The sequence below is a fragment of the Sphingomonas sp. genome (assembly GCF_039594485.1).
Taxonomy (GTDB): domain Bacteria; phylum Pseudomonadota; class Alphaproteobacteria; order Sphingomonadales; family Sphingomonadaceae; genus Sphingomonas.
In genome coordinates this window covers 54225-67570 of record NZ_JBCNNI010000006.1, presented here as the reverse complement: position 1 = coordinate 67570, position 13346 = coordinate 54225, and the positions used below count along the sequence as shown (strand labels likewise).

Annotated in this window: 15 protein-coding genes; 10 read left to right on the top strand and 5 right to left on the bottom strand. The window is 68.5% G+C overall.

The features are described 5' to 3' along the window. Positions 1 to 7: 7 nt before the first annotated feature. Genes ABDV78_RS04050 through ABDV78_RS04040 form a run of 3 tightly spaced genes read right to left on the bottom strand, consistent with a single transcriptional unit; the run spans position 8 to position 2863 of the window. Positions 8 to 907, bottom strand: coding sequence for a tyrosine-type recombinase/integrase (locus tag ABDV78_RS04050; RefSeq protein ID WP_343525930.1), 900 nt, complete (start codon positions 905 to 907; stop codon positions 8 to 10). Next, the gene (locus ABDV78_RS04045; protein ID WP_343525929.1) at positions 904 to 2745 is read right to left on the bottom strand and encodes a hypothetical protein; all 1842 of its coding nucleotides are present in this window, start codon (positions 2743 to 2745) and stop codon (positions 904 to 906) included. Before ABDV78_RS04045 ends, ABDV78_RS04050 begins: the two co-directional genes overlap by 4 nt. Continuing rightward, complete coding sequence (locus ABDV78_RS04040) at positions 2729 to 2863, bottom strand: hypothetical protein (protein ID WP_343525928.1); 135 nt, start codon at positions 2861 to 2863, stop codon at positions 2729 to 2731. Before ABDV78_RS04040 ends, ABDV78_RS04045 begins: the two co-directional genes overlap by 17 nt. A gap of 81 nt (positions 2864 to 2944) precedes the next feature. On the opposite strand from ABDV78_RS04040, the gene ABDV78_RS04035 reads away from it, so the two are divergent. Genes ABDV78_RS04035 through ABDV78_RS04025 form a run of 3 tightly spaced genes read left to right on the top strand, consistent with a single transcriptional unit; the run spans position 2945 to position 4724 of the window. Continuing rightward, positions 2945 to 3487: a shikimate kinase gene (locus ABDV78_RS04035; protein WP_343526000.1), complete on the top strand. Its 543-nt coding sequence runs from the start codon at positions 2945 to 2947 to the stop codon at positions 3485 to 3487. Beyond that, the gene (gene aroB / locus ABDV78_RS04030; protein ID WP_343525927.1) at positions 3484 to 4584 is read left to right on the top strand and encodes a 3-dehydroquinate synthase; all 1101 of its coding nucleotides are present in this window, start codon (positions 3484 to 3486) and stop codon (positions 4582 to 4584) included. Before ABDV78_RS04035 ends, aroB begins: the two co-directional genes overlap by 4 nt. Next, positions 4584 to 4724 (top strand): DUF2256 domain-containing protein, encoded by a 141-nt coding sequence (locus ABDV78_RS04025; RefSeq protein ID WP_343525926.1) that lies wholly within the window; start codon positions 4584 to 4586, stop codon positions 4722 to 4724. Before aroB ends, ABDV78_RS04025 begins: the two co-directional genes overlap by 1 nt. 57 nt (positions 4725 to 4781) lie before the next feature. Here ABDV78_RS04025 and ABDV78_RS04020 read toward each other — a convergent pair whose 3' ends face one another. After that, positions 4782 to 6167, bottom strand: a complete 1386-nt coding sequence (locus tag ABDV78_RS04020; RefSeq protein ID WP_343525925.1) for a deoxyribodipyrimidine photo-lyase — start codon at positions 6165 to 6167, stop codon at positions 4782 to 4784. Positions 6168 to 6174: 7 nt separating this feature from the next. Further along, positions 6175 to 7098: a histone deacetylase gene (locus ABDV78_RS04015; RefSeq protein WP_343525924.1), complete on the bottom strand. Its 924-nt coding sequence runs from the start codon at positions 7096 to 7098 to the stop codon at positions 6175 to 6177. A gap of 19 nt (positions 7099 to 7117) precedes the next feature. On the opposite strand from ABDV78_RS04015, the gene ABDV78_RS04010 reads away from it, so the two are divergent. The 7 genes from ABDV78_RS04010 (at position 7118) to ABDV78_RS03980 (ending at position 13339) form a co-directional block, all read left to right on the top strand. Then, positions 7118 to 8098, top strand: a complete 981-nt coding sequence (locus ABDV78_RS04010) for an alpha/beta hydrolase (RefSeq protein ID WP_343525923.1) — start codon at positions 7118 to 7120, stop codon at positions 8096 to 8098. After that, entirely contained in the window at positions 8095 to 8610 is a 516-nt protein-coding gene (locus ABDV78_RS04005) for an RNA pyrophosphohydrolase (RefSeq protein WP_343525922.1), read from the top strand. Before ABDV78_RS04010 ends, ABDV78_RS04005 begins: the two co-directional genes overlap by 4 nt. An 11-nt stretch (positions 8611 to 8621) precedes the next feature. Then, on the top strand, positions 8622 to 9533 hold the full coding sequence (locus ABDV78_RS04000) for a DUF481 domain-containing protein (protein WP_343525921.1): 912 nt from the start codon (positions 8622 to 8624) through the stop codon (positions 9531 to 9533). 69 nt (positions 9534 to 9602) lie between these two features. Beyond that, on the top strand, positions 9603 to 10805 hold the full coding sequence (locus ABDV78_RS03995) for a hydrolase (protein ID WP_343525920.1): 1203 nt from the start codon (positions 9603 to 9605) through the stop codon (positions 10803 to 10805). Then, positions 10802 to 11821, top strand: a complete 1020-nt coding sequence (locus tag ABDV78_RS03990) for an arginine N-succinyltransferase (protein ID WP_343525919.1) — start codon at positions 10802 to 10804, stop codon at positions 11819 to 11821. The genes ABDV78_RS03995 and ABDV78_RS03990 overlap by 4 nt, the downstream gene beginning before the upstream one ends. Before the next feature lie 5 nt (positions 11822 to 11826). Further along, on the top strand, positions 11827 to 13080 hold the full coding sequence (locus tag ABDV78_RS03985) for an N-succinylarginine dihydrolase (RefSeq protein ID WP_343525999.1): 1254 nt from the start codon (positions 11827 to 11829) through the stop codon (positions 13078 to 13080). A gap of 40 nt (positions 13081 to 13120) precedes the next feature. Continuing rightward, positions 13121 to 13339, top strand: a complete 219-nt coding sequence (locus ABDV78_RS03980; RefSeq protein WP_343525918.1) for a hypothetical protein — start codon at positions 13121 to 13123, stop codon at positions 13337 to 13339. Positions 13340 to 13346 lie beyond the last annotated feature (7 nt).

Genomic DNA, 13346 nt, shown 5'->3' with positions numbered 1-13346 from the left:
CTACCGCCTAAGGGCGCTTGCCCCGAAAATCAACGAGCGGGTGGCGGGCGTTGACCAGTTCGACCAGCCGGGCGGCCTCGACATGGGTGTAGATCTCGGTCGTGGCGATGTCCGCATGCCCCAGCATCGCCTGCACCGCGCGCAGGTCGGCACCGCCGCCGAGCAGATGGGTGGCGAAGGCATGGCGCAGGACGTGCGGGCTCACGCGATCGGGCGGGATTCCCGCCTCCGCCGCCAGCGCCTTGACCAGTTGATAGAGGCGGATGCGCGACAGATGCCGTTTGCCGCCGGGGAACAGCCACGGCTTGTCCGCCGGCACATGCACCCGCCATGTGGCCACGGCGGCGCGCGCGCGGTCGGAGATCGGCACCATCCGCTCCACCCCGCCCTTGCCCCGCAGGATCAGAAAGGGCCGATCGGGATGGATGGCGTTGCGTGGCAGGGCCACCAACTCGCTCGCCCGCAGGCCCGATCCGTAAAGAAGCTCGATGAGCGCGGAGAGCCGGAGATCGTTCGGCGCGGGATGCGCGCACGCCACGCGGTCGGCGATGGCGGCGAACAGCCGGTCGATATCGGCATGGCTCAGCACCTTGGGCAGGCTGCGCCCCTGCCCCGGCCGGGGCAGGACCGATGACGGATCGTCGGCACGCAGCCCCTCTTCATGCAGAAAGGCATAGAAACGGCGCAGCGCCGCCGCCTTGCGTGCGACGGTGGCGTTGGCCAGCCGCGACCAGCCCTCCGCCAGTCGACGCAACGCCGGTTCGTCCGCATCGGCCAGCCCGCCCACCGCCTCGCCCGCCAGCCGCAGGTCCGATCGATAGGCGGCAATCGTATTGGCCGCCGCCCCCGCTTCCGCCGCCATCATTTCGAGGAAGCGATCGACCAGCGCCGCGTCGCCCCCGGTCATGCCCGCGCGATCGCTTCCGCCGCGATCATCCGGGCCTCGGTATCCAGCCCGACCGCCCGGAGCGCCTCGACCATCCGATAGAGGCCCTGTGGCGGCACGCCGCGCCAGTCGCTGGTCTGCATGCCGACAGCACAGAGCAGCACGACCATGCCCCTCTGACGCTCCGCCACCGCGTTTTCGAGCGCCTCGGTCCAGGCGTTGCGCTGTCCGATGCGAACGTCGAGCGCTGCGGCCCCCTTCTCCATATCGCTGCGCGACAGGCGACCAAGCCCCGCCAGCCCGGCGAAGAACAATTGCTGCTTCAGCTTGTCCTCGCCGCCACCCGTATAGCCGGTGACGACGTCATAGCCGACGCCGCCCTGACGATCGGGATCGGCCAGGGTGATCATCGCCCAGCCATCACCGCCCGACTTGACGCTGCCCAGCCAGCGCGACGCGCTGCGATCGAGACCGGCGGACAGCATCGAGGCGACCAGCCGGTCCGCCTCGCTCCCCTCGTCGCGCGCCGGCAGGCGCGCGGCCGCCCGCGCGGTCAGGATCAGCCGACCATAGGGAATGCGTGCCGCACTGCCCCAGAGCGAGCGGATGGCGCTCAACCGACTCGCCTCGTCCCCGGCGGCATAGGCGTTGCGCAGATCGTCCGCGACCGCACGCTGCGCCCGGCTCGCCTGATCATCGTCGGCAAGCGAGGCATAGAAATCGACGAGCGCGGCGTTGGACAGAACCCCCATCGCCGCCGCCCGGTCGATCACCGCCGCGCGCTCGACCTGGGCAATGGCGGGCGATGTCGCCAGCCAGCCCCGCACCTGGGGCCCGACATAGGACAGATAATCGTCGGGAATTGTGACGCCGGTCGCGGTCGACAGCCCGAATCGCCAGATGGTCAGCCGATCGGCCCCCGCCCATTCGATCGTGACGGCCCGGCCTCCATTGGCACCCGACCCGATCAGCTTTTCGGCGAGCTTCAGGTCGAAATCATCGACACTGCCCTGTCGCCGGACCTGGCGGACGATCGCGCTGCCGCGTGCGCCGTCGCCGAGCAGCGCGGCGCACATGCCCTGCGCCAGCCGATAGCCGTCCAGCCGCGTGACGCTGGCGCCGCGATCGGCCAGCGGGCACAGTCCCGCCGGGTCGCTCGACGCCAGCAGCGCGTTGATCCCGACCTGATAGAGCTTAGGCGTATAATTTCCGGCGTCGACCGATTGCACGACCGCGCGCGCGACCTGCGCCTCGCCCATGCGCAGGAGGAGCCAGGCGCGCTCTGCGGCGAAATCGGCGCCGTTCACGCCGCGCGGCGTCGTCATCCGCGCGGCCAGCGTCCGGCGGAGCAGGATCGACATCCAGCGTGAGGGCAAGGGCGCGGACAGGCGGCGCATCAGCGCCTCGGCCACGCGCCCGTCCGCTCCCGCAAAGACCTGCGCATCCAGCGCCCCTTCGCGCGGCCCCGCAGGCCCGACCACCGCCAGCGACCGACGGGCCGAGGGCGGCAGTTCATATTCGGCCAGCGTCCGGGGATCGATCGTTGGGGTCGGGGACGGCGTCGGGCTGGGCGTGGCGACCGGCGTGGAGAGCGAATCGATCAGCGCCCCCACGGGATCAGGGCGAGGTGCGGCCGGTGTCGGGGTTGCGGACACGCCGGTCGGTGCCGCCCGGGGCGTCGCTGCCGCGCGCGGCGTCGGGCGCGGGCTGGCCGGCGCGGCGGGCTGGCCGAATCCGGGCGGCAGCAGTGATTCGGGGCGATCCTGCGCGGCGGCCAGCGCGGCCGCCCCGGCCATCAGCAGGGCGACGGCCCGTGGCAGATGGCGGAAAAGGCGGACCCGCTTATTGCAGGTTGCCAAGCGCAACCGCCTTTTCGACCTGGGTCGTCGGCTGTTCGGTCGCCCGGCCCGAGAGCAGAAACAGCCCCCCGACGATCACGACGAGCAGGACGATGAGCGAAACGACCATACGGGACATGAAACGCAAAACCTTATAATGGACCCGTGAAAGCCCGGTCGGTGTTGCCGGGCGCGCGCCTGCTGTATAGCGCTGATGGCAATGTTGCAAAGCCACAACCCTGTTGATGCAAGCTGGAACGGTTCGCCGATCGTGCTCGTCGGCCTGATGGGCGTGGGCAAGTCGACCGTGGGTCGCCGCCTGGCGAGTCGGTTGCGGGTGCCCTTCGTCGATGCCGATCACGCGATCGAGGAAGCCGCCGGCATGACCGTGACCGAAATCTTCGAGCAATTCGGCGAACCCTATTTCCGGGACGGAGAGCGACGCGTGATCGCGCGGCTGGTCGATGGACGCCCCAAGGTGATCGCGACAGGCGGCGGCGCGTTCATCAACGACGAAACGCGCGCGCTGATCCTGGAACAGGCGACCGCGATCTGGCTGAACGCCAGTCCCGAAGTGCTGGCCGAGCGGGTCCGGCGCCGGGACACCCGACCGCTGCTGCGCGGCAAGGATCCGCTCAAGGTGCTTCGCGAACTCGCCGAGAAGCGCAATCCTATCTACTCCCTCGCGCCCATCCATGTCTCCAGCAAGCGTGGTCCGCACGAGGCCACCGTCAACGCCATATTGAAAGCCATCGGACGATGAAGACCGTCACCGTGTCGCTGGGCGACCGCAGCTATCCCATCCATATCGAAGCCGGCCTGCTGCCCCGTGCCGCCGAACTCCTCGCGCCGCTGTCGCGCGGACGGCCGATGGCGATCGTGACGGACGAGCATATCGGCGCGCATCTGACCGTGCTTCAGGATGCACTGACGGCCGCCGGGGTCCAGAGTGAGGCGATCATCCTGCCGCCGGGCGAAAAGACCAAGAGCTGGGCGCAACTGGAGCATGTCTGCGACCGGCTGCTGGCGATGGGCGTAGAGCGGTCGGACCATGTCATCGCACTGGGCGGCGGGGTGATCGGTGATCTGGTCGGCTTCGCCTGTTCGATCGTCAAGCGCGGGTGCCGCTTCGTCCAGATCCCGACGACGCTGCTGTCGCAGGTCGATTCGTCGGTCGGCGGCAAGACCGCGATCAACACCTCGGCGGGCAAGAACCTGATCGGTGCGTTCCACCAGCCCGCCATGGTGCTGATCGATCCTGACGTACTCGACACGCTGCCGGCGCGACAGGTCCGGGCCGGTTATGCCGAAGTGGTCAAATACGGCCTGATCGACGACTTCGCCTTTTTCGAATGGTGCGAAGCGAACGGCGCGGCGCTGCTGGCGGGCGACGCGGACGCGCGCGTCTATGCCATCGCCCATTCGGTCGCCGCCAAGGCGCGAATCGTGGCGGCGGACGAGCATGAGACCAACGGTATCCGCGCGCTCCTCAATCTCGGCCATACCTTCGGCCATGCGCTGGAGGCCGAGGCGGGCTTTTCCCACCGGCTGCTCCACGGCGAGGGCGTGGCGGCGGGCTGCGCGCTCGCCTTCCGCTATTCGGTGCGCCGGGGACATTGCGAACGGCAGGATGCGGAACGGGTCTCCGCCCATTTGCGCGCGGTCGGCCTGCCCGATGGTCTTGCCGCCGCCGGGATCGATTCGCCGTCGTCCACGTTGGTCGACCATATGAAGCACGACAAGAAGATGGCGGCTGGCACCCTGCCCTTCCTGCTCGCGCGCGGGATCGGACAGACCTATCTCGACAAGACGGTCGATCTGGCCGACGTCGCGGCGTTCCTGGATACGGAACCCCGCTGATGCCGAACGGCGTCCGCAAGCAGGATCTGCCGAGCAAGACCTGCCCGGCCTGCGGACGCCCCTTCGCCTGGCGCAAGAAATGGGCGCGCGACTGGGACCAGGTGGTCTATTGCTCGGATGGCTGTCGCCGGAAGCGATAGCGGGTTCCAACCATGGTCGAGGCGCACGGCGCGCCTTATCCCCGCCCTATCCGCGCCCTATCCGCGCACGGTCTTGCCCGCCGCCAGCGCGCGCTCCCGCCCCTCGCGATGGCCGATGATCTTGGCGGGATAGTCCTTCGGCCGACACCCGGCTTCCTCGGGATCGTGGATCACGCCGTCCGACAATTTGCGCAGTTCCGGCACCCATCGGCGAATATAGTCGCCCGCGTCGAACTTCTCCGACTGGCTGAGCGGGGCCATGATCCGGCCGAACATGTTGGCGTCGATCCCGGTGCCCGCCACCCATTGCCAGTTGACCGAATTGTTGCCGTAATCGGCATCGACCAGGCAATCCCAGAACCAGCGCTCGCCCTCGCGCCAGTCGATCAGCAGATGCTTGATCAGGAAGGACGCCGCGATCATCCGCACCCGGTTGTGCATCCAGCCGGTCGCCCAGAGCTGCCGCATCCCCGCATCGACGATGGGATAGCCGGTGCGGCCCTGTTGCCATGCCTTCAGATCGGCCTCGGCCTCCGCACCCTTCCGCCAGGGCAGGCGGTTGAACGCCTCGCGCCCGTTGCGATCGGCATAGTCGGGCAGCGCCATCACCACGCCGTCCGTGAAATCCCGCCACGCCAGTTCCTTGCGGAATGTCTCCGTCTCCCCACGCCGGTCGAGCGAATGCCACATCGCCCGCGCAGAGATTTCGCCGAAGTGAAGATGCGGGGAAAGCCGCGAACTGCCTTCCTCGGACGGCATGTTGCGCGCGGTGTCATAGGCCGCCGCCTTGGCCCCGAACGCCGCCATGGCATCCCGTGCGGATGCCTCGCCGGGGGTCCAGTCCCTACCGAAGCCCTTAGCCCAATCGGGTTTGGTGGGCAGCAGCTTCCAGTCGTCCAACGCCTCGCTGGCCGGCCATTGCGCGGGCGCGGTCAGCGAATCGGGGCAGGCGAGCGGATGCTCGGGCGGCATATGGCCTTGCAGCCCCTTCCAGAACGCCGAGTAGATGCGGAACGGCTTGCCGCTGCCGGTCGTCACGCATTCGGGACGGGCCAGGTGATTGCCGTCATGCAGCCGAAGCGCATCGCCCAGTTCCTCCTCGGCGGCGCGCCACCAGGGCTCGTAATGGCGGATCGCGTGCACCGTCTCCGCGCCGGTTTCCGCCATCAGCGCGCGAAGCCCCTCCACCGCCGCCCCGCGCCGCAGGATCAGGCGCGCGCCCAGCGCCTCCAGATCGCCGGCCAGCGAAGCGAGGCTATGGTGCAGCCACCAGCGCTGCGCCGCGCCCATCCGCCAGTCACCCGGCGTTTCATCATCGAAAATATAGACGGGAATGACCGGCCCTGCCCCTGCCGCCGCCGCCGACAGAGCGGGCTGGTCATGAAGGCGAAGATCCTGACGAAACCATAGGATGGAGGGCGCGGCGGAAGAAACGGCGGTCATGATGCCGCTACGCTTCGACCCTCGCCCGGTTCCGTCGGCCCAACCGCTCGCCCAGCGTCAGGATCGCCGCGACGTGCCGCTCGGCGATCGCCATCACGTCGTCGCCATAGCCCCCGCCGACCGTGCTCGCGAGCGGCAGGTTTCGCGCCAGCGCCAGATCGGCGATCAGATTCTCCCGCGCGATCAATCCGTTGTGGCTGATCGAGAGGCGGCCGAGCCGATCCTCGACGAACGGATCGACGCCCGCCTGATAGAGGATGATGTCGGGGCGATGCTCGTCAAGAAAGGGGATGAGCGTCGCCGACAATCGTTCGAGATAAGCATCGTCATCCACCCCGTCCGGCAAGCCGACATCCAGCGTCGAGCGCGCCTTTCGCGCCGGGAAATTCTTCTCGGCATGGATCGAATAGGTGACGATGTCAGGGCGCCCGGCGGTCAGCGCGGCGGTGCCGTCGCCCTGGTGCACGTCGCAATCGACGATGGCGACGCGCTCGACCGTCCCCTCCTCGACCAGCCGGACGGCCGCGACGGCCAGGTCGTTGAACACGCAATAGCCCGCGCCCGTGGTCGCCAGCGCATGGTGGCTGCCCCCGGCCGTGTTCGCGGCAAAGCCATGCTCCAGCGCCAGCATCGCCGCCGTCCAGCTTCCGCCCGGCACCGCCTGGGCGCGGAACGCCACCTGCCCGGTCACCGGAAAGCCGATGCGCCGCGTCTTTTCGGGCGGCACCCGCGCCTCCAGCACCTCGGCGACATAATCGGGGTCGTGCACCGCCTCCAGCCAGGCGCGCGGCATCAGGTCCGGCTCGGTCCAGGCCACCGCGTCACCCCGTTGCCGCAGCAGATCGCGGATCGCGCCGTTCTTGCCCCATCGATAGGTCGAGCGGGCCGGGGCGACCGTCACATAGGCCGGGTGATGGACGACATGGATCATGCGCCCTAGATAGGCGACCATGTCGTCCGATAGGAGCCCCAGGGGCCAGTTGCCGAGCCTTCGCCCCGACGTCGCCCGATTCCTTGGCTATTTCAACAATCTCCCCGGCCCCAAGGCCCATCAACTGGGCGTCGAGGCGGCGCGCCTGATGATGCGGCAGGCACGCGACCTGACCGATCCACCCATCGGCCCGCTCGGCCGGGACGAGAGCTTTGCGATCGCGGGGCCGGCAGGTCCGATCGACGCCCGGCTGTTCGATCCCCGCGCCCGGCGTGCGCCCGGGCCGGCCGTGCTGTTCTTCCATGGCGGCGGCTTCGTGATGGGCGACATCGACACCCATGCGCCGCTCGCCGCCGAGATCGCGCGGGAGCTCGACCTGCCGGTCCTTTCGGTCGACTATCGGCTGGCCCCCGAGCATGTCTGGCCCGCCGCCCCGGACGACTGCGAGGCCGCCGCACGCTGGCTCGCGGACCAGCCGGAGACGACCGGCATCGTCGTGATGGGCGACAGCGCGGGAGGCACGCTGGCCGCCGTCACCGCCATGGCGCTGCGCGACCGGCCTGCCGCCGCGCCGGTGATCGCGCAGGGGCTGCTCTATCCGGCGACCGACATGGCGCGCGCCTATCCTTCTCTGCGCGATTTTGCGGACGGCCATTTCCTGACGCGCGACATGCTCGACTGGTTCGTCGCCGCCTATGCCGCCGATCTCGGCCATATTCGCGCGACGCCGATCCGGGGCGACCTGGCCGCCCTGCCCCCCGCCGTCATCGTCACCGCCGAATGCGACCCCATTCGCGACCAGGGACGCGCCTATGCCGCCGCCCTGGTGCGCGCGGGCGTCGCCGTCCATTTCCGGGAGGCGCGCGGCACGATCCACGGCTTCGCCACGCTGCGCAAGGCGATCCCGTCCGGCATCGCCGATACGACCGCATTCCTGCTTGCGTTGAAGACGCTGATCGCCGAGGCGGTGGCAATCAGCCCGATGGGACAACAGCCATGACCGACCTTCCCTATCGCCCCTGCGCGGGCGTCATCCTGATGAACCGCGACGGCCGCGTCTTCGTCGGCCAGCGGATCGATTCGACGCTGGAGGCATGGCAGTTGCCGCAAGGGGGCATTGACCCGGGCGAGGATGCCGATGCGGCCGGTTTGCGCGAACTGTTCGAGGAAACCGGCGTCACCGCCGACAAGGTCGCGTTCATCGCCCGCGCGCCGCACGAACTCACTTATGACCTGCCGGAGGACATGATCGGCAAGGTGTGGAAGGGCAAGTGGCGCGGCCAGCGGCAGACCTGGTTCCTCTATCGCTTCCTGGGCGAGGACGCCGACATCCGCATCGACACCGAGCATCCCGAATTCCGCGCATGGCGCTGGGCCGAGCCGGAGACGCTGCCCGCGATGATCGTGCCGTTCAAAAAGGCGCTGTACGAGGAACTGCTGGTCGTCTTCGCGGAGCATTTCGCCGCACCGCATGGCGATGCCGCGGTTTCCGCCGTCGGGACGAAGGGGTAAGGCGTGGTCCCATGAAGACGCGGCTGCTGCTGATCCCGATGGCGCTGGGCCTGCTGGCCAATGCCGATCCGAACGATCCCGATCCCGCGCTGATCCCACCGCCGATCCGTGCGATGCTGGAGGCCGCGATCGCCAGCGGCAACGAGACGGAGATCACCACGGTCGTCAAATATGCGCGCAACGCCGTGCCCCAGGCCGCCGACGCGATCGACGCCATGGCCGATGTCTGGCGCGACGAGAAGACCGCGAGCCGAAGCCGCACCCTGCGCGAGGCGACCTTTTTCGACCTGTGGCACGGCAGAGCCGAACTGGGCGGCTTCGCGACGACCGGCAACAGCCGCAATGTCGGCCTGACCGGCGTCGTCGACCTGACCCGCGAAGGGCTGCAATGGCGGCACAAGCTGCATCTGCAGGGCGACTATCAGGAAAGCTTCGACGTCATCAGCCGCGAACATTATGTCGCGTCCTACGAACCCAATTTCAAACTGAACGCCAACAATTACGTCTATGGTGCTGCGCAATATGAAAGCGATCGGTTCCTGGGCTATTTCAACCGCTTCTCGGCCTCGGCAGGTGCCGGTTACAGCGCGATCCGCAAGCCGCGGATGACGCTGGACGTCGAACTCGGCCCGGCGTTCCGGCATACCGAGTTCACCGACGCGCGCGTGGAAAGCGCCCTGGCGGCCCGTGGCAACCTGAACTTCGTGTGGAAGCTCACCCCGGCGATTTCGCTGAACCAGACGGCCTCCGCCTATCTGCAGCGGTTCAACAGCACGATCGGCACCAACTCCGCGCTGAACGCCAAGGTCTTCGGGCCGCTGTCGGCGCAGATCTCCTATAATGTCCAATATGAAAGCCAGCCGCCGGCAGGACGGCAGACGACCGATACGATCACCCGTGCATCGGTCGTCTACAGCTTCTAAGGGGCGTGGAGTGCCCCTCCAGTCGCCGGGGGGTTCACCTTTGCCCCTGTCATGGCCTAGGCTGGGGCGATGGAGAAACTGACCGCGATTGAGCGGGACGCCGTGGCCGCCGCCGCCGCCTACCCGATGCTGCCGCTGACCGAGCGCTGGTCCGCGATCAATAGCGGAACGCGCAACCTGTCCGGCCTGAAGGCGATGGCCGAACAGCTCGCCGAAGGGTTCGGCACGCTGCCCGGCGTCCTGACCATGGTGGCGCCCGATCCGGTCGAGCGCGTCGGCACGGACGGGCATCCCGTCGCGATCGAGCATGGCCGCCACCTGCATCTTTCGGTCCGCCCCGACGCGCCGGTCCGCATGCTCTTCACCGGCCATATGGATACCGTCTATCCGGCCGATCATCCGTTCCAGGCGGTGACTCGGATCGACGACAACCGCCTCGGCGGCCCCGGCGTCGCGGACATGAAGGGCGGGCTGGCCGTGCTGCTGGCCGCGCTCCACGCGGTCGAGGCGAGCCCGCTGGCGGGGCGACTGGGCTATGACGTGCTCATCAATTCCGACGAGGAAACCGGCTCCGCGTCTTCGGCCGCCCTGATCGCGCGGCTGGCGGCGGGGAAGGTCGCCGCGCTGACCTATGAGCCCGCCCTGCCCGACGGCACCCTGGCGGGCGCGCGCGGCGGGACCGGCAATTTCACGATCGTCGTGCGCGGACGCAGCGCTCATGCCGGCCGCAACGCGGAAGAAGGCCGCAACGCCATCGTCGCCGCCGCCCGCATCACGCTGGAACTGAGCCGGCTCGCGGCGGACGACATCACCGTGAACCCGGCCCGGATCGATGGCGGCGGCCCGAACAACGTGGTCCCCGACCTCGCCATGCTGCACGTCAACTTCCGCCCCCGCGCCCTCGCCGCGATCGCGCGCACCGGCCCCGCGATGCAGGCGATCGCCGAGCGCATCGCCGCCGAGCATGATGTCGAAGTCATGGTCCATGGCAGCTTCAATCGCCCTCCCAAGCCGATCGACGACGGCGCGGCCGCCCTGTTCGAAACGGTCCGCGCGGCGGGCACGGATCTGGGCCTTGCGATCGGCTGGCGCGCGACAGGGGGCGTTTGCGATGGCAACAACATCGCCGCGGCGGGCGTGCCGGTGGTCGACACCATGGGCGTTCGCGGCGGCGCGATCCACTCGCCGGACGAATATATGCTGATCGACAGCCTCGCCGAGCGGGCGGGGTTGTCCGCACTGACGATCCTGCGCATCATCCGCGCCGCATGAGCAGCTTTTGCATCCGCCCCGCCGTCGCCAGCGACCTTCGGCATTTGTATGAAATGGCCAAGCTGACCGGCGGCGGTTTCACGAATCTGCCCCCCGACCGGCGCGCGCTGACGGCCAAGCTCGCCCGCAGCCATGATGCCTTTTCCCATGACGGTGATGGCGAGGTGAAGGACGAACTCTTCGTCCTGATGCTGGAGGACCGCGCGACCGGCGACGTGCGCGGCACCTGCCAGATCTTCACCCATGTCGGGCAGAAGCATCCCTTTTACAGCTATCGCATCGGCACCCTGGCCCAGCATAGCCGCGAACTCGATCGCACCTTCCGCGCGGAGATGCTGTCGCTGACCACTGACCTGGAGGGGGCGAGCGAAGTCGGCGGGCTGTTCCTCCATCCCGGCGAGCGGGCGGGCGGGCTCGGCCTGCTTCTCGCGCGCAGCCGCTACCTCTTCATGCGCGCCAATCGCCCGCGCTTCGCCGACCGCGTGCTGGCCGAACTGCGCGGCGTGATCGACGAGGCGGGCGGGTCGCCTTTCTGGGACGGACTGGCGGGTCGCTTCTTCGGCATGAATTTTCAGGAAGCCGACCAATTCAACGCGATCCACGGGCACCAGTTCATCGCCGACCTGATGCCCAAGCACCCCATCTATACCGCGATGCTCACCGAAACCGCGCGCGCCGCGATCGGCCTGCCTCACCCGTCGGGCCGGGCCGCGATGCGGATGCTGGAGAATGAGGGCTTCGCCTTCGAACATTATATCGACATCTTCGACGGTGGCCCGACCATGACCGCGCGGACCGACCAGGTCCGCACGATCCGCGATGCACGTGAGAGCCGGGTGGTCGCGATCGACGCGCATCCGGGGCGCGAGGCGCTGGTGGCGGCGGGACGGCTGGCCGACTTTCGCTGCGCGCTGGCGGAGGTCCGCGAGGGGGACGGCGGGATCATCCTGTCCGAACAGGCCGCCAACACGCTCGACCTGACGGTCGGCGACACCGTCCTGCATATCGATCGGTGAGCATCATGCTGAGAGAGATCAACTTCGACGGCATCATCGGGCCGAGCCACAATTATGCCGGGCTGAGCCATGGCAATCTCGCAGCCACCCGCAATGCGGGCAAGACCTCCCGCCCCCGCGCCGCCGCGCTTCAGGGCATCGCCAAGATGCGCGCCAATCTGGACCTTGGCCTGGTACAGGGCATCCTCCTGCCCCATCCCCGGCCCGACCATCACTGGCTGACGCGGCTGGCGGCCGATTATGAAAGCGCCTCGGCGGTCCTGAAAGCCCAGGCCCTGTCGGCCTCGGCGATGTGGGCCGCCAATGCCGCGACCGTCTCGCCCGCGCCCGACACGCGCGACGGGCGTTGCCACCTGACCGTCGCCAACCTGCTGACCATGCCGCATCGCAGCCATGAATGGGCCACCACGCTGGCGCAGTTGCGCATTGCCTTTGCCGACCCGGCCTTCATCGTCCATCCGCCGGTTCCCGCCCCCTTTGGCGACGAGGGAGCGGCCAACCACATGCGGCTGTGCCATGCGCATGACCATCCGGGGGTCGAGGTCTTCGTCTATGGCGAAAGCGGTGGCCCCTTCCCCGCGCGCCAGCATCGCGAGGCGTGCGAGACCGTCGCGCGCACGCACCGCCTGCATCCCGACCGCGTGCTGTTCGCGCGCCAGTCGGATGCGGCGATCGCGGCGGGCGCGTTCCACAACGACGTCGTCGCCGTCGCCAATGAGCGGGTGCTGTTCGCGCATGAACAGGCCTTTGCCGATCGCGACACCCTCTATGCCGATCTCCGCGCGCTGATGCCCGATGTCGAGATCGTCGAGGTGCCCGCTGCCCGGGTCAGCCTGGAGGATGCGATCACCTCCTATCTCTTCAACGCGCAACTCGTCACATCGCCGGGCGGCGAACCGACGCTGATCCTGCCGCAGGAGGCACGGGACAATGCCGCCGTCTGGTCCTGGCTTCAGGATCATGTGGCGGGCAATGGCCCGATCCGGCGGCTGGAGGTGGTGAACGTCCGCGAATCGATGGCCAATGGCGGCGGCCCCGCCTGTCTTCGCCTGCGCGTCGTCGCCGATCCCGCGACGATCGACCCGCGCTTCCTGGTCGATCATGTCGGGCTGGACCGGATCGCGGCGGTGGTCGAGGCGAACTGGCCCGAGGCGATCGACCCGACCGACATCGGCAACCCGGCCCTGATCGCACAGGTGGAAAAGGCGCGACTGGCGCTGCTCGAGGCGCTCGACTGTCTCATATTGGCAAAGGGTTAGGGGCTTGGCGACGCGGCGGCCTGGTGGTCTAACCGCAGCCATGTGGTCCCGCATCGTCGCCCTGTTCACGATCAAGTCGAAGTTCGAGGCGTTCCTCGTCATCTATGCACTCGGCCTCGGCGCGGTCGAGCGGGGGCAGCATTATCTGGCCGCCTATCCGGGCGTGACGGGCAAGATCCTGTTCGCCGCCTGCCCCATCGCCGTGTTCATGGCGGGCGGCCGCATCCTGGACTCGCTGGAGCGGGACTATCGCGATTGACAGGATA